22 protein-coding genes are annotated in these 21,002 nt (G+C 68.5%); 12 read left to right on the top strand and 10 right to left on the bottom strand.

The genetic code is table 11. The features are described 5' to 3' along the window. From AVAK2825_RS00175 to AVAK2825_RS00160, 4 genes are all read left to right on the top strand, one after another. Positions 1–915, top strand: coding sequence for a carbohydrate ABC transporter permease (locus AVAK2825_RS00175; protein ID WP_284392960.1), 915 nt, complete (start codon positions 1–3; stop codon positions 913–915). After that, complete coding sequence (locus AVAK2825_RS00170; RefSeq protein WP_284392958.1) at positions 902–1,795, top strand: carbohydrate ABC transporter permease; 894 nt, start codon at positions 902–904, stop codon at positions 1,793–1,795. The genes AVAK2825_RS00175 and AVAK2825_RS00170 overlap by 14 nt, the downstream gene beginning before the upstream one ends. 1 nt (position 1,796) lies before the next feature. Beyond that, positions 1,797–2,870, top strand: coding sequence for an ABC transporter ATP-binding protein (locus AVAK2825_RS00165; RefSeq protein ID WP_284392956.1), 1,074 nt, complete (start codon positions 1,797–1,799; stop codon positions 2,868–2,870). A 278-nt stretch (positions 2,871–3,148) separates the two neighbouring features. Further along, entirely contained in the window at positions 3,149–3,598 is a 450-nt protein-coding gene (locus tag AVAK2825_RS00160) for an RICIN domain-containing protein (RefSeq protein ID WP_284392952.1), read from the top strand. A 159-nt stretch (positions 3,599–3,757) separates the two neighbouring features. Here the strand turns inward: AVAK2825_RS00160 and AVAK2825_RS00155 are convergent, their stop codons facing one another. Continuing rightward, positions 3,758–4,876, bottom strand: coding sequence for a class I SAM-dependent methyltransferase (locus AVAK2825_RS00155; RefSeq protein ID WP_284393817.1), 1,119 nt, complete (start codon positions 4,874–4,876; stop codon positions 3,758–3,760). Positions 4,877–4,884: 8 nt separating this feature from the next. Between AVAK2825_RS00155 and AVAK2825_RS00150 the strand changes: the two genes are divergently transcribed. From AVAK2825_RS00150 to AVAK2825_RS00125, 6 genes are all read left to right on the top strand, one after another. Next, the gene (locus AVAK2825_RS00150) at positions 4,885–5,688 is read left to right on the top strand and encodes an SDR family oxidoreductase (protein ID WP_284392948.1); all 804 of its coding nucleotides are present in this window, start codon (positions 4,885–4,887) and stop codon (positions 5,686–5,688) included. 42 nt (positions 5,689–5,730) lie between these two features. Further along, entirely contained in the window at positions 5,731–6,102 is a 372-nt protein-coding gene (locus AVAK2825_RS00145; RefSeq protein ID WP_284392946.1) for a dihydroneopterin aldolase, read from the top strand. A gap of 5 nt (positions 6,103–6,107) precedes the next feature. Continuing rightward, positions 6,108–7,094: a tRNA 2-thiocytidine(32) synthetase TtcA gene (ttcA, locus tag AVAK2825_RS00140; RefSeq protein ID WP_284392942.1), complete on the top strand. Its 987-nt coding sequence runs from the start codon at positions 6,108–6,110 to the stop codon at positions 7,092–7,094. A 61-nt stretch (positions 7,095–7,155) separates the two neighbouring features. After that, positions 7,156–7,785 (top strand): DUF4136 domain-containing protein, encoded by a 630-nt coding sequence (locus AVAK2825_RS00135; RefSeq protein WP_284392940.1) that lies wholly within the window; start codon positions 7,156–7,158, stop codon positions 7,783–7,785. A 17-nt stretch (positions 7,786–7,802) separates the two neighbouring features. After that, a complete protein-coding gene (locus AVAK2825_RS00130) occupies positions 7,803–8,441 on the top strand; it encodes a histidine phosphatase family protein (protein ID WP_272567152.1) in 639 nt (212 codons plus the stop codon). Then, the gene (locus AVAK2825_RS00125; protein ID WP_284392937.1) at positions 8,425–9,594 is read left to right on the top strand and encodes a DSD1 family PLP-dependent enzyme; all 1,170 of its coding nucleotides are present in this window, start codon (positions 8,425–8,427) and stop codon (positions 9,592–9,594) included. The genes AVAK2825_RS00130 and AVAK2825_RS00125 overlap by 17 nt, the downstream gene beginning before the upstream one ends. A 149-nt stretch (positions 9,595–9,743) precedes the next feature. Here AVAK2825_RS00125 and AVAK2825_RS00120 read toward each other — a convergent pair whose 3' ends face one another. From AVAK2825_RS00120 to ruvA, 5 genes are all read right to left on the bottom strand, one after another. Next, a complete protein-coding gene (locus AVAK2825_RS00120) occupies positions 9,744–10,376 on the bottom strand; it encodes a phage tail protein (RefSeq protein ID WP_284392935.1) in 633 nt (210 codons plus the stop codon). Between the two features lie 235 nt (positions 10,377–10,611). Next, complete coding sequence (ruvB, locus tag AVAK2825_RS00115) at positions 10,612–11,685, bottom strand: Holliday junction branch migration DNA helicase RuvB (RefSeq protein WP_272567148.1); 1,074 nt, start codon at positions 11,683–11,685, stop codon at positions 10,612–10,614. A 10-nt stretch (positions 11,686–11,695) separates the two neighbouring features. Further along, complete coding sequence (locus tag AVAK2825_RS00110) at positions 11,696–13,621, bottom strand: trypsin-like peptidase domain-containing protein (protein ID WP_284392931.1); 1,926 nt, start codon at positions 13,619–13,621, stop codon at positions 11,696–11,698. Between the two features lie 143 nt (positions 13,622–13,764). Continuing rightward, positions 13,765–15,333, bottom strand: a complete 1,569-nt coding sequence (locus AVAK2825_RS00105; RefSeq protein WP_284392930.1) for a trypsin-like serine peptidase — start codon at positions 15,331–15,333, stop codon at positions 13,765–13,767. A gap of 143 nt (positions 15,334–15,476) precedes the next feature. After that, entirely contained in the window at positions 15,477–16,049 is a 573-nt protein-coding gene (ruvA, locus tag AVAK2825_RS00100) for a Holliday junction branch migration protein RuvA (RefSeq protein ID WP_272567143.1), read from the bottom strand. Between the two features lie 48 nt (positions 16,050–16,097). On the opposite strand from ruvA, the gene AVAK2825_RS00095 reads away from it, so the two are divergent. Together AVAK2825_RS00095 and ybeY are read left to right on the top strand one after the other, a co-directional pair. Further along, on the top strand, positions 16,098–17,057 hold the full coding sequence (locus tag AVAK2825_RS00095; protein WP_284392929.1) for a PhoH family protein: 960 nt from the start codon (positions 16,098–16,100) through the stop codon (positions 17,055–17,057). A gap of 44 nt (positions 17,058–17,101) precedes the next feature. Further along, entirely contained in the window at positions 17,102–17,560 is a 459-nt protein-coding gene (ybeY, locus tag AVAK2825_RS00090) for an rRNA maturation RNase YbeY (RefSeq protein ID WP_284392928.1), read from the top strand. A gap of 97 nt (positions 17,561–17,657) precedes the next feature. On the opposite strand, the gene dtd is transcribed toward ybeY, so the two are convergent. The 4 genes from dtd to AVAK2825_RS00070 form a co-directional block, all read right to left on the bottom strand. After that, on the bottom strand, positions 17,658–18,122 hold the full coding sequence (gene dtd, locus AVAK2825_RS00085) for a D-aminoacyl-tRNA deacylase (protein WP_284392927.1): 465 nt from the start codon (positions 18,120–18,122) through the stop codon (positions 17,658–17,660). Next, positions 18,119–19,078, bottom strand: coding sequence for a cation diffusion facilitator family transporter (locus tag AVAK2825_RS00080; protein ID WP_284392926.1), 960 nt, complete (start codon positions 19,076–19,078; stop codon positions 18,119–18,121). Before AVAK2825_RS00080 ends, dtd begins: the two co-directional genes overlap by 4 nt. A 167-nt stretch (positions 19,079–19,245) precedes the next feature. Then, on the bottom strand, positions 19,246–20,061 hold the full coding sequence (locus tag AVAK2825_RS00075) for an oxidoreductase (protein WP_284392925.1): 816 nt from the start codon (positions 20,059–20,061) through the stop codon (positions 19,246–19,248). A gap of 110 nt (positions 20,062–20,171) precedes the next feature. Next, entirely contained in the window at positions 20,172–21,002 is an 831-nt protein-coding gene (locus AVAK2825_RS00070; RefSeq protein ID WP_284392924.1) for an amidohydrolase family protein, read from the bottom strand.

The raw sequence follows: 21,002 nt of genomic DNA, 5'->3' as shown, positions 1-21,002 counted from the left end.
GTGAGCACCTTGACTCTGCGCCCCGGCCTCGGCTGGGAAGCGGCGCGCCGCCGCGCCTTCCTGTGGGGCGTGCTGCCCTCGCTGGCCGTGCTGCTGGTCATCACGCTGGCGCCGGCCACGGCGCTGCTGGTGACGAGCTTCACGCCCCTGAGCCTCACCGACGCGGCCGGCACCTTCCGCTTCGACGACCCGCTGGTGAACTACCGCCACCTGCTGGAGGACGCGCGCTTTCTGCGCTCCATCGCCACGCAACTGCAGCTGTCGGTCTACAGCGTGGCGCTGCAACTGGGCGTGGGGCTGGGCCTGGCGCTGCTGCTCAACGGGCGCTCCAAGCTGCTGGGCGCCACGCGCACGGCATTCCTGATCCCCATGGTGCTGCCGCCCATCGTGGTGGCGCTGATCTGGAAGATCCTGTACACGCCCGACGTGAGCCCTCTGCACCGCGCGCTGGAGGCGGTGGGCCTGCCGGTGCGCTCGCTGATCGCCAACCCCGACACGGCCTTGTGGGCCATCTCCATCGCCGACACCTGGCAGTGGTTTCCGTTCACCCTGCTGATGGTGCTGGCCACGCTGCAGATGGTGCCGGACGACCCGCTGGAGGCCGCGAGCCTGGACGGCGCCAACCGCTGGCAACTGTTCCGGTACATCGTGCTGCCCTACCTGCGGCCGGTGCTGGTGGTGTGCGGCCTGTTCCGACTGATCGACAGCTTCAAGGCCTTTCCGCTGATCTACGTGCTGACCGATGGCGGCCCGGGCACGGTGACCGAGGTGACCAACTACTACGGCTTCATCCAGGCCTTCAATTTCTCCTACTGGGGCTATGCCAGCGCCATCGCGATGGTGATTCTCGCGGGCGTGTTCGCGCTCAGCTGGCTGGTGGGCCGACTCGGATGGAACGACCATGACAAACGCTGAAGCCGCCCTGCCCCTGCCCTCCACGTTCACGCCGCCCCCTGCCGCGCTGCGCTTGCCAGATGCGCGGCGTGCCGGATGGCTGCGCCGCAACGCGCGCGGCCTCGTGGCCGTCGCTCTGCTGCTGGTGGTGATGTTCCCCTTCCTGTGGCTGGTGCAGCTGGCCTTCCGGCCCAGCGCGGACATCTTCGAGGACCGCCTGCTCTTCACGCCCACGCTGGAGGGCTTTCGCAGCCTGCTGCAGGGCAACTTCCTCAAGTCGTTCTCGAACAGCCTGGCGGTCAGCACCTTGTCCACCGGCCTGTCGCTGCTGATCGGCGTGCCGGCCGCCTATGCGCTCACGCGCTGGCAGTTCCGGTGGCGGCGCCAGGTGGCCCTGTGGATCCTGGTGACGCGCATGGCGCCGCCCATCGCCTTCACCATCCCGTTCTTCCTGGCCTACCGCTGGCTCGGACTGCAGGACACCATCGTGGGCCTGGCCATCGTCTATCTCACCTTCAACCTGGCGATCGTGATCTGGCTGATGCAGACCTTCTTCGAAGCGGTGCCCACCGCGCTCGAAGAGGCGGCCTACATCGATGGCTGCGGCGTCTGGCAGGCCTTTTGGCGCATCACGCTGCCGCTGGCGGCCCCCGGGCTGGCGGCCACCGCCGTGCTGTGCTTCATCTTCTCGTGGAACGATTTCTTCTACGCACTGATCCTCACGCGCACGAATGCCGTCACCGCCCCGGTGGCCATCGTCAACTTCCTGCAGTACGAAGGCTGGGAGTGGACCAAGATCGCCGCCAGCGGCACGCTGGTGATGTTCCCGGTGGTGATCTTCACGGTGCTCGTGCGCACCTACCTCGTGCGCGGGCTCACGGCCGGCGGCGTCAAGGACTGACATGGCCGAACTGTCACTTCACCAGATCGTCAAGCACTACGGCGGCACACCCGTGATCCACGGGGTGGACATCGACATCCGCGACGGCGAGTTCGTCGCGCTCGTCGGGCCCTCGGGCTGCGGCAAGTCCACGCTGCTGCGCGCCATCGCGGGGCTCGAAACCATCACCAGCGGCGAGATCCGGCTGGGCGGGCGCGTGATCAACGACGTGGCGCCCAAGGACCGCAACATCGCCATGGTGTTCCAGAACTACGCGCTCTACCCCCACATGACGGTGGCGCAGAACCTGGGCTTCTCGCTGAAGCTGCAGGGCGAGAGCCAGGCCGCCATCCGGCGCCGGGTGAACGAGGTGGCCGCCGTCCTGGGCCTGGAAGCCTTGCTGGACCGCACGCCGCGCCAGCTCTCGGGCGGCCAGCGCCAGCGCGTGGCCATGGGCCGCGCCATCGTGCGCCAGCCCGATGCCTTCCTGTTCGACGAGCCGCTGTCCAACCTCGATGCCAAGCTGCGCGTGCAGGTGCGCACCGAAATCAAGGCGCTGCACCAACGGCTGGGCACCACCACGGTGTACGTCACGCACGACCAGGTGGAGGCCATGACCCTGGCCGACCGCATCGTGGTGCTCAAGGACGGGGTGATCGAGCAGGTGGGTGCGCCCCTCGATCTGTACGACCGGCCGGCCAATGCGTTCGTGGCGGGGTTCATCGGCTCGCCGGCCATGAACTTCATTCCCGGCCGGCTGCACCTGGATGGCGAGGCCAGCGTGGTCACCGACGACGGCTTGCGCCTGCCCCTGGCCCGCCCGCCCCGCGGGCGCCATGGCGACAGCGTGCTGTATGGGGCCCGGCCCGAGCACTTCGCGCTGGACACCAGCGGAGCGGGCCTGCCGGCCCAGGTCGTCGTGGTGGAGCCCACGGGCTCGGATACCCAGGTGGCGCTGCGGCTCGATGGCCGGCACGACATCCTGGCGGCGTTCCGCGACCGCATCGACGTGCGGCCGGGCGACGCGCTTCAGTTGCGGCCCGTGGCGGCGCAGGCGCATCTGTTCGATGCGGCCAGTGGTCTGCGGCTGAATTGACGCCCTGTTCTGTTCGGAGAGATTCGAAAGGATCCGAATTCGGCAATGTCCGACACTGTGATTCACTGCCGAATTGATAATCGCCAATATGAATATTTATAGGTGATTTGAAATGATTCAGAAGAATTCAGTTATTTTCAGAAATCACCAACAATTCATCACAAATTACCACCACCCGTCCTGATATTCCCTATTGCATTCAATATTCCTCCCACCAGAATGGCGTGTCGGCCAAAAACATATGGCACGACAAATCCACAATACACGGAGGTTTAGCAATGACTGCATACGTAATCCAGAGCCTGCAAAATACCAACCTTTGCATCGGCGTCGCCAGCCCCTCGGCAGGTTCGCTGGTCACCCTGAATGTGCTGTCCGGGGTCGGTGGGACGACCTCTCAATGGAACATGGACCCCAACAGCGGCTTCATCACGCTGGTGGCGAACCCCAGCCTCTGCCTCGACGTTCAGGGCTATGACGGCCAGCAGGGCCAGGTCATCGTGGCCAACCTGGTTCTCGGACGGACCAGCCAGCAATGGAACTGGGTGGGCCGCGCACCCACCATTTCCAACGTCCAATACCCCCAGATGGTTCTGGACAATGCCAACAACAACCCCACCCCCGGCAACCCGATCTTGATCTGGCCCTATAACGGCGGCCAGAATCAAAAATGGAGCTCCCTGCCGGTTCCTGCCTTGTCCAAGATGCTGGAATTGGCAGAAGCCTGATATCCGCGCCTTGGCGGGCTCCCTATTTTCCCGCCATGGCATCGGATTATCGGTTTCCCGGCGAAGGCCGCCTGCCTGTGCGCAGGCTGCAAGCTGAGCCGCATCACGCCGTCCGCCCCATCAGGGTCGGGACGGCGTGATGCATTGAAGGGCAGCATTTCAAAGCCGGTGGGACCGGTCCCCTTGCGAAAAGCCGATGGGCTCCCACGGTTCGCCCGCGCCCAGGGCCAGCACCTTGAACAGCTCGCCCATCTCGTGCTCCATGACCAGCTTGGCGGCCGTCGCGCGTTCGAGCAGGGGCAACTCCACCATGCGCTGGGCCAACCCGCAGTTGATGAGAAAGTGCGCCTGCGTGGTGTAGCCCAGCACCTGCAGGCCCGCGTCCTGCGCGGCCAGCGCCATGGCCGTGAAGTTGACGTGCGCGGTGATGTCCTTGCGGCCCACCGCCACCAGCGGATCGCTGTCGGCCAGGTGCCCCTGGTGGCACATCACCGTGCCCATGTGGCGCTGGGGGTGGTAGTACTCCGCTTCGCCGAAGCCATAGTCCAGCAGGAAGGCCGCACCGCGCTCCAGCCGGTCGGCCAAGGTTCGGATGAAGCCCTCGCCCTGCAGGTGGATCTCGGTCAGGTAGTCGTGCGGGCCTTCCACCTCCACGGGCGGGCGCAGATCGGTGGGCCGGTCGGCCCAGGCGAAGGCATCGCCCTGCAGCACCACGCCGCGTTCATGCCACACGCCGGCCGCCTGCCCGCCGTGGCGGGCCAGCAGCTTCACCGGCATGGCGTCCAGCACCTCGTTGCCCACCACCACGCCCGCAAAGCGGTCGGGCAGCGCATCCACCCACCGCACCTTGTGCGCATGCGGGGACAGCAGCACCTGCTGGCGCGCGCGCAAGGTGCCGGAAAGATCGACGATGGTGTAGCGCTGCACCCGCTCGCCCAGGGCATCGAGCAGCTGCAGCGCCAGGGCGCCGGAGCCCGCGCCGAACTCCCACAGTTCGTGCGTTCCGGTCTGCGCCAGGGCCTCGCCCACCTGCACGGCCAGGGTCTGGCCGAACAGGGGGCTCAGCTCTGGCGCGGTCACGAAGTCGCTGCCCGATCCGGGCAGCAGGCCGAACTTGGTGGAGTCGTTGGCGTAGTAGCCCAGGCCGGGCGTGTACAGGGCCAGGGCCATGAAGCGGTCGAAGCCGATCCAGCCGCCGGCCTGTGCAATGGCCTGGCCGATGTGGGCCGCCAGGGCGGTCGTTAAACTTGGGGGTTCTGTCGTCGTCACGGTCCCGATTGTCCCCGATGCCCTCCCCCTCCCGTCCTCGCACCGTGCTGGTGACCGGCGCCGCCAAGCGCCTGGGCCGCGACATCGCGCTCGCGCTGGCGGCCGGCGGCTGGCAGGTGGCCGTCCACTATCGGCATTCCGAGCAGGATGCTATCGAAACCGTAGCATCATGCCGGCGATTTTCATGCGCCAGCGCCCATTTCGATGCCGATTTTCAGGACGAGGCCGCCGTGCGCGGCCTGCTGCCCCGCGTGGTGCAGCATTTCGGCGCGGTGGATGCGGTGGTCAACAGTGCCTCGCTTTTCGAGCACGATGATGCCGCGAGCTTCGGCTTTTCCACGCTGGAGCAGCACCTGCGCAGCAACACCGCGGCGCCCGTGCTGCTGGCCCAGGGCCTGCATGCGCATCTGGAACAGCGGGCCGCAGCCGCTGCGGGCGAGGAGGGCGACCAGGGCGAAATCCACGGCGCCGTGGTCAACCTGCTCGACCAGAAGCTCTGGAACCAGAACCCCGACTTCCTGAGCTACACCCTCTCCAAGGCAGCGCTGGAGGCGGCCGGCACCATGCTGTCGCTGGCCCTCGCGCCCCGGGTGCGGGTGGTGGGGGTGGCGCCGGGCCTCACCCTCACCAGCCACCTGCTGGAAGGCGAGAAATTCCGCCAGCTGCACGCGTTGAGCCCGCTGGGCCGGTCTTCCACGCCCGCCGACGTGGCCGCCACCGTGAAGTTCGCGCTGGAAAACCGCTCCATCACCGGCACCACGCTGCTGGTGGATGGCGGCCAGCACCTGATGCGGTTCGAGCGCGACTTTTCGATGATGTGAGCGCAAGCCGGCTCCGCCCTCCCCCTTTCCTTCCCATACCCCATGTACAACGCCGCAGGCACCCAGATCCTCACGCTCACCGGTTTGCGCTTCGACGCCAACCTGGGCATCCTCGCGCACGAGATGACCACGCCGCAGCCCATCCAGGTCGATGCCGAGCTGCACCTGGGCACGCAACCCCTGCACCCGAGCGACGACGACATCCTGCACGTGCTGGACTACCGCAAGGTGCGCCAGATCATCATCGACGAGTGCACGGCCGAGCACGTGAACCTGCTGGAGACGCTGATCGGCAAGCTCAGCGCCCGGCTCATGCTGCTGCCCGGCGTGCTGGGCGTGCGCGTGAAGATCGCCAAATTGGAAATTTTTGACGACTGCGAAGTGGCCATCCGCAGCGAGACAGGACAGTGGTGAACCCCATGAATGCCATGCTCAACGACCCCACTCCCGGCTGGACCGCCGACGTCCCCGAGCCCCTCGGCACGCCCGATGCTGCCGCAATCGCCGAGGCCGCTGCGGCGCCGGCCCGCCTGAAGATCGAGCGCGAAACCCACAAGCTGGAAAAACGCCTGTGCCGCGAGGTGGGCAAGGCCATCGTGGACTACCAGATGATCGAGGAGGGCGACAAGGTCATGGTGTGCATGTCCGGCGGCAAGGACAGCTACGCCCTGCTGGACATCCTGCTCAAGCTCAAGGCGCGCGCGCCCATCCACTTCGACCTGGTGGCGGTGAACCTCGACCAGAAGCAGCCGGGGTTTCCCGAGCACGTGCTGCCCGAGTACCTGGCCTCGCAGGGCGTGCCGTTCCATATCGAGAACGAAGACACCTACAGCATCGTCAAGCGCCTCATTCCCGAAGGCAAGACCACCTGCAGCCTGTGCAGCCGGCTGCGCCGGGGCATCCTGTACCGCGTGGCCAACGAACTGGGCTGCACCAAGATCGCCCTGGGCCACCACCGCGACGACATTTTGCAGACGCTGCTGCTCAACATGTTCTTCGGCGGCAAGCTCAAGTCGATGCCCCCGAAGCTGGTGAGCGACGACGGCAAACACGTGGTGATCCGCCCGCTGGCCTACGTGGCCGAGAAGGACACCGCGCGCTGGGCCGCGCACCGCAACTTTCCCATCATTCCCTGCAACCTGTGCGGCAGCCAGGAGAACCTGCAGCGCAAGCAGGTGGGCGAGATGCTGCGCGAATGGGACAGAAAATTCCCCGGCCGCGTGGAAAACATGTTCAACGCGCTGCAGAACGTCGTGCCGTCGCACCTGCTCGATGGAACACTGCACGACTTCAAAGGTCTGAAAGCGACGGGCATCGCCAGCGAAGACGGAGACAAGGCGTTCGACCGCGAGGATTTCCCTGCCGCCCCCGGATTGCCGGGCGTGCAGGTGGTCCAGCTGTCCTGAACGCCCCATCGATTATCGCCAGCGCTGACCGCACCATGACGGACCCTTTCCGGAGACACCCATGAAGACCCTGCGCTGCGCTTTCTCCATCACTCTGGCCACGGCCGCCCTGATGCTCGGCGGCTGCGCCGTCACCCGCACCGTGGACAGCGCGGTGCACAGCTATTCGACGCTGGCCGCCCTGCCCTCGCCGCCCACCTATCGCCTGGAGCGCCTGCCCTCGCAGCAGGCCCAGGCCGCATCGTTCGCCCCCATCGAAGCCATGGCCCAGCAGTCGCTGGCGCGCGTGGGGCTGCAACGCGACGACGCCAACGCCCGGCTCGTGCTGCAGATCGGCGCACAGGCGAGCTATGCCACGCCGGCCTACTGGCCCTACTACGGCGACCCGTTCTACCCCCGCTGGGGCCTGGGCCTCGGCTACGGGGGCCACGGCGGCCGCTGGGGCTGGGGCATGGGCGGCAGCTGGATGATGGACCGCCCCCCGAAGCTCTACCGCCGCGAGGCCAGCCTGGTGCTGCGCGACGCCGCCACGCAGCAGATCGTGTACGAGACCTCCGCCGTGCACGAGGACGTCTGGACCAGCGACCCGGCCATCTTCGGCATCCTGTTCGACGCCGCCCTGACCGGTTTCCCGCAGCCCCCCGCTGGCCCGCGACAGGTGCGCACCACGCTGGCGCCGCCTGCCCCCTGATCGACGAACTCGACGCCATGCACGCCACCCGCATCATCGCCATCCGCCACGGAGAAACCGCCTGGAACGTGGACACGCGCATCCAGGGCCATCTGGACATTCCGCTCAACCACACCGGCCTGTGGCAGGCGCGCCGCGTGGGCGAGGCCCTGGCCGGCGAGCCCGTGGCCGCCATCTATGCCAGCGACCTGCAGCGCGCCCATGCCACCGCGCAGGCGGTGGCCGACACCACGGGCGCGCCGCTGATCGCCGAGCCCGGCCTGCGCGAGCGCAGCTTCGGCCAGCTCCAGGGCCGCACCTTCGCCGAGATCGAGACCGAAATGCCCGAGGAGGCCCGCCGCTGGCGCCAGCGCGATCCGCACTTCGTGCCCGACGGGGGCGAGTCGCTGATCGTGTTCCGCGAACGCATCCTCGGCACCACCCACCAGCTGGCGCAGCGCCACCCCGGCGAACTCGTGGTGCTCGTCGCCCACGGCGGCGTGATGGACGTGCTGTACCGCGCCGCCACCGGCCAGGAACTGCAGGCCCCACGCACCTGGCAACTCACCAACGCGGCCATCAACCGCCTGCTCTGGACCGGCGACGGCCTCACCCTGGTCGGCTGGGCCGACACACAGCACCTTGACGACGCCACGCGCGATGAAGCCCATTCCTGAATCCCTGCGCGCCAGCATCGGCCTGCGCGTCGACCTGATCGACACCCCCGCACTCGTCGTCGATCTCGACGCCATGGAGCGCAACATCCAGCGCATGGCCGACTTCGCGCGCAAGCACCAGGTGCGCTGGCGGCCCCATGCCAAGATGCACAAGAGCGCCGAGCTCGCCCTGCTGTTGCAGCAGGCCGGTGCCACGGGCGCCTGCGTGCAGAAGGTGAGCGAGGCCGAGGCGCTGGCCGCCGCCGGCGTGAACGACCTGTACATCAGCAACCAGGTCATCGCCGCCGCCAAGCTGCTGCGCGTGGCGCGCCTGGCGCACCAGCTCGGGCTGCGCGGCGGGCGCCTGGCCCTGGCGGTGGACAGCGAGGAAGGCATCGAACGCCTGGCCGAGGCCATGGCCGTCACCGCCAGCGATGCGGGTATCGATGTGTTCGTGGAAATCGACGTGAGCCAGCGGCGCTGCGGCGTGCCGCCCGGCGAACCGGCCGTGGCCCTGGCGCTGGCCGTGGCGCGCCATGCCCGGCTGCGTTTCGCGGGCCTGCATGCCTACCATGGCCGCGCGCAGCACCTGCGCGGTGCCCAGGCCCGGCGGGAGGCCATCGCCGCCGTGGTGGAGGCCGCGCGCCACACGCGCGACCTCATCACCGCCGCCGGCCTTGCTGTGCCGCTGGTGACCGGCGCGGGCACCGGCACGCTGGTGCACGAGGCCGCCAGCGGCGTCTACGGCGAACTGCAGGCGGGCTCGTTCCTGTTCATGGACGCGGACTACGCCGGCAACGAACGCGAGCCGGCCCAGCCGGCCTTCGAGCATGCGCTGTTCGTCAAGACCCAGGTCATCTCCAGCCAGGAAACGCACGCGGTGTGCGATGCCGGCCACAAGAGCCACGCCATCGACTCCGGCCTGCCGATCGTGGCGATGCTGCCGCCCGAGCGGGCGCTGCGCTATGCCAACGGCGGCGACGAGCACGGCATTCTCTACGCCGACGGCAACAAGGCCCGGCTGCCCTCGCTGGGCCGCATGCTGTGGCTCATTCCCGGCCATTGCGACCCGACGGTGAACCTGTACGACTTCTTGATCGGCGTGCGCGGCGGGCTGGCGCACGGCGTGGTGGAGCGGATCATCCGGGTGGATGCCCGGGGGGCGTTGACCTGATCTGAAGCACCGGCGGACGCCTGTGCGACGGTCCGCAAAAAGAAAGAAAAAGGCCGGGTTGCCCCGGCCTCGTCGGCCATCGCCACCGAAGCGCTAGCCGCGCCCGGGTGGCCATGGCGGCAGGCAGGCCGCTGCCTGCCCATCCGCGGTCAGGGACGCGACGGATAGATGCCGTTCACGGCAATGATGAAGTTCAGCGTGATGCCGGGCTGCAGCGTGCTGACCGTGACGGGCACGTTCATCTGCACGGGCGTGGGCGTGACGCTGCCGGCCGCTTGCGTGGTGATGGCAGGCAGGGTCAAGGGTGCATCGAAGGGCTTGAGCGTCGTGGTGGAGGACTTGGAGCTGTACACCTTGGCGGGCGTGGTGCCAGCAGCGCCCTTGCCCATCACCAACGTATTGCTTGGAATGTTGTTGTCGCCCGTGGTGTCGTCCGCGGGAATGGACACCGAAGCCGTTCCGCCCGCGGCCACCGTCACGCCATGGGTGTGGGCCGGCAGGTTGGCGAGCGACAGGATCGCAGCGCCGATGGCGTTGGTGGACGCGGTAGCGGCACCGCTCGTACCACCGATGGTCACCATGTTCTGGGAACCGAGCGGAACCCGGTTGCGCAGATCGGGTAAGCCGAAGGTGTTGACGCCATCGCCGCCATAACGGGTGCCCAGCAGCGAGTAGAGCGCCTGGTTCTGATTGATTGACAGCAGTGTGCCGTCGCACAGGGCCCAGCCCTGCGGTACCCATGGCACGGCCCAAAGAATGATCTGGCCCAGAATCGGATCCATGTGAGTTTCCCTCTCCCAAAAAAAGGTTTGTCGATCAATATCCGCACCTGGCAGCGATGCTTTTTGACGATCTCGCAGCGAAGGCGGATAGAGGGAGTAAACACCAGAAATCGCAGGGCGACAAGCGAGAATTCACGGGGCGTCGAGAATGCAACGCGCGTCGATCCCCGACGCGTATCTGGCTGCTGCGATGAAGCCGCAGGAGCGTTCGGACAAGGCGTCCGGAAGCGATGGGTCAAGCCGCCGAAGGCGGCCCGCCGAACAGGTCGGCAGGGTTGCGGGACGGCGCCACGCCCAGGTGGCGATAGGCCGCCAGGGTGGCCACGCGCCCGCGCGGCGTGCGCTGCAGGTAGCCCTGCTGGATCAGGTAGGGCTCGATCACGTCCTCGATGGTGCCGGACTCCTCGCCGATGCTCGCGGCGATGTTGTCCAGCCCCACGGGACCGCCGTCGAAACGGTGGATCACGGCCTCGAGCAGCTTGCGGTCCATGACGTCGAAGCCCTGGGGGTCCACGTCGAGCATGGTGAGCGCGCGCTGGGCGATATCGAGCGTGATCTGGCCCGTGCCCTTCACGTCGGCGTAGTCGCGCACCCGGCGCAGCAGGCGGTTGGCGATGCGCGGCGTGCCGCGCGATCGGCGCGCGATCTCGAAGCCCCCGTCCGGCTGGATCGGCGTGTTGAGCAGCCCGGCGCTGCGCATGACGATGCGCGACAGCTCCTCGGGGGTGTAGAACTCCAGCCGCGCGACGATGCCGAAGCGGTCGCGCAGAGGGTTGGTGAGCATGCCGGCGCGGGTGGTCGCCCCCACCAGGGTGAAGGGCTGCAGGTCCAGCTTGATGCTGCGCGCCGCGGGCCCCTCGCCGATCATGATGTCGATCTGGTAGTCCTCCAGCGCGGGGTAGAGGATTTCCTCCACCACAGGCGAGAGCCGGTGGATCTCGTCGATGAACAGGACGTCGTTGCGCTCCAGGTTGGTCAGCAGCGCGGCCAGGTCCTTGGGCTTTTCCAGCACGGGCCCGGAGGTCTGGCGCAGGTTCACGCCCAGCTCGGCGGCAATGATGTGGCTGAGCGTGGTCTTGCCCAGGCCCGGGGGCCCGAACAGCAGCACGTGGTCCAGCGCCTCGCCGCGCTTGCGCGCCGCGCCGATGAAGATCTCCAGCTGCTCGCGCGCCTTGGCCTGACCGACGTACTCCTGCAGCAGCTTGGGGCGCAGCGCCCGCTCCAACGCTTCCTCCTGCGGGGAGGCCGGCGCGGCGGAGATCACGCGTTTGGCGGGTGCGGGGGCGAAGTCGTCGGTCTGGATGCTCATGCGTTGCGGATCAGTTGGAAGTCCAGGCGTAGTACACGGGGCCTTCGTATTGGTACACCGGATAGGTGGCCTGCACGAAGTCGCGCTCTCCCTGGCTGATGGTGTAGAAGTGCGTGCCGTTGCTCTTGTTGAAGAAACGGTACATCGCGGTCGAGCCGTTGCCGGCGCCGGTCTGGGCATACCAGATCGGGCCCTCGTACTCGAACGACGGGTAGGTGGCCCGCACGAAGTCGCGTTCGCCCGCATCGATGGTGTAGAAGTGCGCGCCGTTGCTCTTGTTGAAGAAGCGGTACACAGCGCTCTGGCCGGCAGTGGCGCCGCCATAGGCATAGAAGGCCACGCCTTCGTAGGCGAACGCCGGGTAGGTGTTGATCACGAAGTCGCGCTCGCCCGCGCTCGCCGTGAAGAAGTGCGCGCCCGTGCTGCTATTGAAGAAGCGGTACACGGCGGTGCGGCCGCTGGCGCTGGTGGCCGGCGACAACCAGTTCTTGATGGACGCGTTGTACGCCACGTCGAAGCGGCCGTAGTAGTCCGACGAGGCCTTGTTGGTGCACACGGCGCTGCCGCCGTAGAGCGTGCCGATCAGCGCGCCGCCGGAGAAGATGCCAGAGCCGCTGCTGCCGCCCTCGGTCGTGCCCTGGCTCCACGTCACCCGGTAGAAGTTGCCGCTGGTGCCGCTGCACGTGAAGTTGGTGTCGCTGATGGACGTGCACGCGGTGAGGGATGCCAGGTTGCCGAAGCTGATCTTCTGCAGGTCGCCCTTCGGGTGGTGGATGCCGACGACGGCGCCGCCCAACCCCTGGGGATTGGCGTTCCATGCGGCGAACACGGCGCCGGCGGGCGGGGCCTCGTTCAGGCGCAGGAACGACGTGTCGCTGCTGTCCGTCGCGTACAGCAGCGTGGCGCCGCCGGTGCGCGCCGTGGTGGCGGACGACAGCGTACGGCTGTTGCAGCTGGGGGAGCGGTAGAACCAGTCGGTGCGCAGGGTGGACGCCACGGTCTGCGTGGAAATGCAGTGGTTGGCCGAGATGAAGTAGGGCGTGCCGGTGCCGTCGCGGTCGTTCAGCAGCGTGCCCGAGCACACGTACGTCTTGCCGTCGGGACGCACGAACAGCATCCGTGCCACGGCGTTGCGCTGGGCGGCGTAATCGTCATAGCAGGTCGAATCAAGGTTGCAGGTGTCGGATTCGTTGATCTTGGTCTGCTGCTCCAGCTCTTCGGCCGTGGGCAGCGACAGGTTGTCGTAGATGTGCGACAGGCGCGGCACCGACAGGTCGATCGCGCTCGCGGGCGTGCCGGATGGCAACTCGACCTCCAGCGTGGCCTCGTCGCCGCCCGTGTCGGGCGTCCACCAGGTGCGGCCGGCGTCGGAGGTGTCGCCCGCCGCCTGGTTGCGCTCGATGATCTGCAGCACTTCCTGGCCGGCGATCTCGAACACCGCCGAGGGCCGGGCCTGGCTGTACACGCGCAGCACGGCGCTGCCGGGCAACTGGCGCACCAGCACGCCCAGGCGCAGGCCGTGCGCGCCTTCGGCCGAGAAGCTCAGGGCAGCGACCTGGCCGCCGCTGGCCGTGGGCGTCCACTGCAGTTGCTGCTGCGTGGCGCTGGCCGTGGCCGTCTGGGCGATGCTGCGGGGGCTGCCGACCTGGCGCGGACCGAAGTCGCTGGCCACCGCTTCCTTGGACTGGTCCAGCGGCCCGAGGTCGATGCGTGCGGGCGTGATGGCCGTGCGCACCACACGGTCCTTGACCCGTGCCACGTCCTGCACGGCGGACGCCGGCTGCTCGCGCGACTCCACGCTGTACACCACCGCCCTCGCCTGGGGGGCGGCCGCGGACTGCACCGCCTCGGTGCCACTGCCGCCGCCGCAGGCGGCCAGCACGGCGGCCACGGCCAAAACCGCCAAAGATCGAACTCGCCTCAGTGCCTGTTGCATGGAACAACTCCTGTCATCGAAATCTGGGCGGTCCCATGCCGCCCCCGGATTGCAAAATGTGCCACAGCCACATGGCTGCCAGCAGGTAATTTTTTCGCGCTTTACCTCATTGCATCATCGCGCCGGTGATGGGCCTCGGCCGGCTAGCGCGAGGCCAGCCAGCCATTCCCGAACGGGGCCGCGCCGTTGCCGGACACACCGGCCTGCGTGTGCCCGTGCGGCAGGCCGAACCGATGGGCGGGATGCCGCCAGGCCACCGGCACGCTCACCGAAGGCGACAGCCACTGCTTGAGGGCCTTCTGGTAGGCCAGGTCGAAGCGGCCATACACCCGCACGTCGTTCACCGAGCACTGGGCACTGGAGGCGAATCCGTACAGCGTGCCGATCACACGGCCATCGTGGAAGATGGCCGATCCGCTGCTGCCGTCTTCCACCGTTCCGCGGTCGAATCCGACGTCGTAGTAGCCCGCCGAGGCATCCGTCGAAGAGTCGCACAGCATGGAGCCGTCGGTGTCGTTGGTGCACGCCAGCGTGCCCATGACGCTGCCGATGCTGACCTTCTGCAGGTCACCCCTCGGATGGTGGATGCCCACGACCGCCGTCGATTCGGCTTGCGGGCTGGCGTCCCAGGCGGCGAACACGGCGCCTGCAGGTGGGGCCTCGTTCAGCCGCAGCAGGGCGGTGTCGGTATCGGCGCTGGCATACAGCAGCGTAGCGCCACCCGTGCGCGCGGTGGAGCGGGACGACAGCGTGGCGCTGTTGCAGGCCGCGGAGTGGAAGAACCAGTCCGTCTGCAAGGTGGACGCCACGGTCTGCGAGGCAATGCAATGGTTGGCGCTCAGAAAATACGGCGTGCGCGTGGCGTCGCGGTCGTTGATCAGGGTGCCGGTGCACACATAGGCCTTGCCCTTGTCCACGAACAGCATCCGCGCCACGGCGTCGCGCTGGGCAGCGTATTCGTCGAAGCAGCTGGCATCCAGGTTGCAGGCGATGGCATCGCCGACTGCCTTGGTTGTCTGGGCGCCTTCCTGCGGCAGGGACAGGTTTTCGAAAAGATGCGCCAGCGCCGGCACGGCCACCTCCAGCGCGGAGGCCGGCACGCCAGCGGGCAGCTCGATCTCCAGCGTGGCCTCGTTCGCGCCGGAGTTCGGGGTCCACCACGTGCGTGCGTTGTCCGATGCGTCTCCCGCCGCGATATTGCGCTCGATGGTCTGGCGAATGGCCTGGCCGGTGGTTTCGTACACGGCAGCAGGCCGGTCCTGGCGATAGACCCGCACCACGGCCTCGTCGGGAATCTGCCTCACCCGCACCCCCAGGCGCAGGCCCTGCGCATCTTCGGAGGTAAAGCTCACGGCCGATTTCATGCCGCCGTTGGCCAATGGGACCCATTGCAGCAGCCGCTGCAGGTTGTCCGCCGTGGCCGTGGCTTCGACGGTGCGGGCCTCGCCCACCCAGCGGGCGCCGTCGCGCCGGAGTTGCGACGACTTTGGGCGCACGAAGGCGGGCAGGGCCACGCGGGCCGCCTCCACCTGCGGGCCGGCTGCCCGCTGCTTGGTGCTGGAAACCCCTGCATCGGTGTCGGCCGGCTGCACCGCCGATCCGACCTGAAGCACCTCGGACTGCGTCGCGCCGCCCGCCAGAACGGTTTCACTTCCGCCGCCGCACCCGGCCACCAGCGAAACCACCACGGCCAGCGCAGCAGTGCGCGCCATCCATTTCCCTTTTGATTTACCTCGTGCCATCTTCCGTCGACTCCCTGTTGATTGACCCACCGGGACCCGCGCCGCGCCGCCTGCCGGCGCGTCCACAGTGCCCCCCGTTTCGCTTCACTTCCCTGCTGACTCGTTATTTTGATTTATTTGGCCAGCGCCTTGAGCGCCAGCTTGATTCCGTCGCTCACGCCCACGTCCTGTGGCAGCGCTTTCAGTGCGGCGGCCGCTTCCTTGTCGTTGTAGCCCAGCGCCAGCAGGGCCTGCAGGATGTCGGCCTGCGCGTCGCTCGTGGCGTGCGCATGGGCGCCGATGTCAGCCCCCAGCTTGCCCTTGAGCTCCAGCAGCAGGCGCTCGGCGGTCTTCTTGCCGATGCCGGGCACCTTCACCAGGCGCCCCGCCTCCTGCAGGGACACGGCCTGCGCCAGGTCGGACACGCCCATGCCGCTCAGGATGGACAGCGCGGTGCGCGGGCCCACCCCGGAGATCTTGATGAGTTCGCGGAACGCCTGACGCTCCGGCGCCGTGGCAAAGCCGTAGAGCAGTTGAGCGTCCTCGCGCACAATGAACTGGGTGAGCAGGGCCACGCGCTCCCCCACGGGCGGCAGGTTGTAGAAGGTGCTCATGGGCACCTGCACCTCGTAGCCGACGCCGTGGCAGTCCAGCAGCACTTCTGGCGGGTTCTTTTCCAGCAGCGTGCCGGTGAGTTTGCCTATCATTGATGTCCTTCGCCGCACCGTTGCGGCCATCCAACCGGAATTATCCGCGTGATCCTGCGACACACCTTCACCCCCCACAACAACAACCGGCTGTCGCACCTGTGCGGCCCGGCCGATGCGAACCTGCGCACCATCGAGACGGCGCTGTCGGTCAGCATCGCGCACCGGCACGAGCAGTTCAAGGTGGATGGGCCGAAGGCCAAGGCCACCCAGGCGATGGAGCTGCTCCAGGCGCTGTACGAAATGGCCGAGCGGCCCATCGCCGAGGAGCACCTGCAGCTCATGCTGGCCGGCGACAGCTCCATGCTGGAGGCGCCCGGTGACGGCGCGGTGACGCTCAACACCCGCCGCGCCGACCTGCGCGCGCGCACCCCCACGCAGAGCAACTACCTGGACAACATCGCCAGCCACGACATCACCTTCGGCATCGGCCCCGCCGGCACCGGCAAGACCTACCTGGCCGTCGCCTGCGCGGTGGACGCCCTGGAGCGCAACGCGGTGCAGCGCATCGTGCTGACGCGCCCGGCGGTCGAGGCCGGCGAGCGCCTGGGCTTCCTGCCCGGCGACCTCACGCAGAAGGTGGACCCGTACCTGCGCCCGCTGTACGACGCACTCTACGACCTGATGGGTTACGAGAAGGTGCAGAAAGCCTTCGAGCGCAACGCGCTGGAGATCGCGCCGCTGGCCTTCATGCGCGGGCGCACGCTGAACAACGCCTTCATCATCCTGGACGAGGCCCAGAACACCACGCCCGAGCAGATGAAGATGTTCCTCACCCGCATCGGCTTCGGCGCCCGCGCCGTGGTGACGGGCGACGTGAGCCAGATCGACCTGCCCAAGGGCGCGATGAGCGGCCTGATCGACGCCGAGCGGGTGCTCAAGCGCGTCAAGGGCATCGCGATCACCCGGTTCACCACCGCCGACGTGGTGCGCCACCCGCTCATCGCCCGCATCGTGGACGCCTACGATGCCCAGCGCGCGGCGGGCAGCCGCGCAGGACACTCCTGAATCAATAGCACAACGCCCTAGTGGAACATGCGCCAGAGGCCCAAATGACCCTGAACCATCTGACCCTGTCGCTGCAGTTCGCGCGCTTTCCCGGGGTGCAGGAACACCGCGCCGCCCTGCCCCGCCATGCCGCGGCGCGCTTCATCCGCCACGCGCTGTCCAGCGACGCCGAGATCACCGTGCGCATCGTCGATGCCGAAGAAGGCCAGGCCCTCAACCGCGAGTACCGCCGCAAGGACTACGCCACCAACGTGCTCACCTTCGACTACGCGCAGGAGCCCCTGGTGATGGCCGACCTCGTGCTGTGCGCGCCCGTGGTGGCGCGCGAGGCGCGCGAGCAGAACCGCGACCTGCGCGCGCACTACGCCCACCTGCTGGTGCACGGCACGCTGCACGCCCAGGGCTGGGACCACGAAACCAGCGCGGAAGACGCCGACGAGATGGAAGCCTACGAAACGGCCATCCTGCAGGAACTGGGTTTCGACGACCCGTACGCGGACTGAGCCGGCCACGGCGCGGGCCGCGCCTTCCCCACCGCTGAAAGGCCGGATGGGGCCTCCAAACAGCCCCATGCCGGGGTATTGATTGCCTGTTTAGCTATTATTTCAATAGCAAACCATCCGTTGGCGCCATGCGCAGCGGAATGGTGACCGGCCCGTCGTTCACCAGGTGCACCTGCATGTCGGCCGCGAAGCGGCCGGTCTCCACCACCGGGTGCAGCGCCCGTGCCCGGGCCACGAACAGGTCGTACAGCCGCCGTCCCTCGTTCGGCGCCGCCGCCTGGGTGAAGCTCGGGCGGTTGCCGCCGGAGGTGTCGGCGGCCAGCGTGAACTGGCTCACGACGAGCAGGCCGCCGCCCACGTCCTGCACGCTGCGGTTCATCTTGCCCGCATCGTCGGTGAACACGCGCAGCTTGAGCAGCTTGGCCAGCAGCCGGTCGGCCTCGGCATCGGTGTCGCCGCGCTCGGCGCACAGCAGCACCAGCAGGCCCGGGCCGATGCGGCCCACCACCTCGCCATCCACTTCCACGCGCGCTTCGCGCACGCGCTGCAACACGCTCATCATGGTGGGGAATCCTTCGGTTCTTCCAGAAATGCCTCGACCCCGACGGGCAGCAGCTCGATGGTCACGCGCAGCCCGGGCACGGCGCGCATCAGGGCGGTCTCCACGGCGCCGCGCAACTGGGCGGCGCGGCCCAGGCTCCACTCGGCGGGCACGTGCATGTGCAGGCCGGCAAAGCGGCGCTGCCCGGCCTGGCGCGTGATGAGGTGGTCGAAGCGCACTTGCGGCGCGCCCTGCGAGAAGCCGTGCAGCGCCGCGTCGATGGCGGCCTGCGCCTCGGGCTCCACGGCCGCGTCCATCAGGCCCTGCGAGGCGCGCCACACCATGCGCGCGCCTTCCCGCAGGATGTTCAGCGCCACGGCCATGGCGACCACCGGGTCCAGCCAGAGCCAGCCGGTCGCGCCGGCCGCGCCGATGCCGACGACCACGCCCGCCGAGGTCCAGACATCGGTGACAAGGTGGCGCGCATCGCCCTCCAGCGCCACCGACCGATGCACGCGCGCGGAGCGGAACATCAGCCACGCCAGACCGCCGTTGAGCGCCGAGCTGACCACCGACAGCGCCAGGCCCCAGCCGACCTGCTCCAGCGGCTGCGGCGAGGACAGCCGGTGCGCCGCCGCCCAGAAGATGGCGGCGGAGGCCCCCACGATCAGGATGCCCTCGAACCCGGAAGAAAAATACTCGGCCTTGTGGTGCCCGTAGGGGTGGTCGTCGTCCGCCGGGCGCTGCGCCACGGTCACCATGGCCAGCGCGAACACCGCGCCCGCCAGGTTGACGAACGACTCCAGCGCATCGGACAGCAGCCCCACCGAGCCGGTGAGGTGCCAGGCCAGCGTCTTGAGCACGATGGTGACCAGCGCCACGGCCACCGAGCCCCACAGCAGCGTGCGGGGCGCGGGCGCGGCAGGACCGGTGCGGCCCGGGGCGCTCGGATCGGAAGACAGGGGGCGGGAGGGCATGGGCTGGCAAGGAAAGCGCCGGGGCCGCCATTCTGCCCCGAACGGCGCCATTCCGAGCCGCCGGCGGCCTGCCACGGCGAGCCCGCCACGCCAGCGAAGCCCCCTCCACTGCGGCCTGGTCGGGACCCGGGAGGGGATGCGAGGGAGAGCGTCCGCGCCCGCCGGGCTCAGGCCGGCAAGCCGTTGAACTTGCGCAGCGTCTTGTCGACCAGGCCCTCGGGCAGATAGCGGCGCAGCGAGCGGACCTGGGTGGACTGCTTGCCGGCCGAATAGCGCAGCTTGGGCCGGGTGGCCGTGGCGGCCTTCACGACGGCGTCGGCGACGATCTGCGGCGCATCGCCCGCCTCCACCCATTGGCGCATGAGCGCTTCGCTGCGGGTGCGATCGTCGGCATAGTCCGCGAGGGGGCGGTCGGCGCGCGACAGGTTTTCCTCGAACGCCGTGCGCGTCACGCCGGGCTCCACCAGAACCACGCGGATGCCGAACCGGCGCACTTCGTGGTCGAGGGATTCCGAGTAGCCCTCGATCGCGTGCTTGGTCGATGCGTAGAAGGCGTTGAAGGGCGCCGGAATCAGCCCCAGGATCGAGCTCATGTTGATGATGCGGCCGCTCTTTTGGGCCCGCATGACGGGCAGCACCGCGTTGACGACGCGGGCGACGCCGAAGACGTTGACGTCGAACAGGCGCTGCGCCTGCCCGATCGAGGACTCCTCGGCCCCGCCCAGCAGGCCCACGCCGGCGTTGTTGACGACCAGATCGATGCGCCCTGCCCGCCTGGCCACCTCATCCACGAGGCGCTGGACCGACGCCTCGTCCGTCACGTCGCAAGCCAGCATCGTGACGCCGGCGGGCGGATCGGCGGGTGCCTTGCGGCTGGTGCCGAAGACCTGGTAGCCCGCCTGCACCAGGGACCGGGCGGTCACGAGCCCGATGCCCGACGACGCCCCCGTCACGACGGCGATACCCCTGTTCGTCTTGCGCATTGTTTTCCTTTCGTCATGGGCCGGATGGCCGACGAAGGGATATTACTATCGAAACAGTATTAAGTCACTACTGAAAAGATATTTTCTAAAGCACGTCGGGGCGGCGTCCGTCAGGCATACAGGCGCGAGGCGTTCTGCCGGACCGTGCCGGCCCGGTCCGGGCCCAACGCCTCCACCACCGGCTGCCACACCAAATCGTAGGCCGGCATGGCGTCGGCGGCGAACGACGTGTGCGGCCAGTCCGATCCCCACACCAGCCGCCCGGGCGCCAGGTCCGCCACGCGCCGGATCGTCTCCTGCAGCGCGCCGTAGGGCGCCTGAGCGCGCAGCCGGTACCAGCCGGACAGCTTGATCCACGCGCCCTGCGCGGCCAGCGCCGCGAGGGCGTTCCATGCCGCGTCGTCCGCCGGCAACTCGGCATGCAGGCCCGCCAGGTGGTCGAGCACGCAGGCCACGCCGGTGCCGGCGTGCAGCGCCGCGATCTCCGCCAGATGCTCCGGGCCGGCATACCACTGCACGTGCCAGCCGCGCTCGCGCAGGCGCGGCGCCAGGGCGCGGAACGCCTCGGGCCCGTTGCCCACCGGCGAGACGCGGTTGAAGCGCACGCCCCGCACGCCCAGCGCGTGCATGCGGTCCAGCAGCGCGTCGGGCACCGCAGCATCCACCACGGCCACGCCGCGGTGCCGGCCGGGCCGCGCGGCCAGCGCGCGCAGCATCACCGCGTTGTCGGTGCCGTACACGCTGGGCTGCACCAGCACCAGATGCCGCACCCCGTGCGCGGCAGCCACCCCCTCGATGCGCTCCAGCGGGTGGTGCGCGGGGCGGTAGTGGCCGGGCTGCGTCGGCGCATCGGCGTCGAACACGTGGACGTGCGCGTCCCAGCAGGCACCGGCTCCGTCCCAGGCATCAGGGTGGGGAGCGCGGTCGGCGTCGGTCGGCAT

It is taken from the genome of Acidovorax sp. SUPP2825, assembly GCF_030158995.1.
In the GTDB taxonomy this organism is placed as follows: Bacteria; Pseudomonadota; Gammaproteobacteria; order Burkholderiales; family Burkholderiaceae_C; genus Paracidovorax.
This window is presented reverse-complemented; position numbering and strand designations above follow the sequence as displayed.